At 47.0% G+C, this 543-nt stretch carries 1 pseudogene; it reads right to left on the bottom strand.

Going from position 1 to position 543, the window contains the following annotated elements:
* A pseudogene (gene vmeA, locus R7Z50_RS30405) lies at positions 1-543 on the bottom strand (multidrug efflux RND transporter periplasmic adaptor subunit VmeA); the annotation flags it as partial.

Below are 543 nucleotides of genomic sequence, written 5' to 3'. Positions count from 1 at the left end.
TGCGACTTGCGCAGATTGATCTTCGTGCATGTGACCTTGAGAAAGCGCCGCTTTTAGTCGCAGCAATTGAGCAGAAGACTGAACGATATCCACGTTGATCGGATCAAGTTGTTGAATCGTCGTTAGCTTGTCGGCTTGGTTTGCCGTAACCAACGCTCCCGCAGTCACATTTGACTTGCTGATCACTCCACTGATCGGCGCTTTCACACGGGTATAAGTCAAATTGATCTTTGCAGTATTGATCTTCGCTTTGGCTACGAGCACTTGCGCTTTCGCTTCTTTGTATGCCGCTTCTGCTTCATCCAGATCTTGTTGACTGATCGATTTCTTGGTAATCAATGCGCGGTAACGTTTAACGGTTGCAAACGTCGATTCTTCAGAAGCTTGCGCACGAATCAGCTCCGCTTCTGCACTAAGCAAATCCGCTTGAAATGAAGAGTCATCAATTTGATACAACGACTGACCTTTTTCCACAACGCCACCTTCAACAAAGTTACGTTCTGAAATAATACCCGTTACCTGTGGGCGGACTTCCGCCTCTTT

This window comes from Vibrio sp. 1249-1, assembly GCF_033340495.1.
Note: the sequence above shows the minus strand (reverse complement) of the source record. Positions and strands in the feature narration are given on the sequence as shown.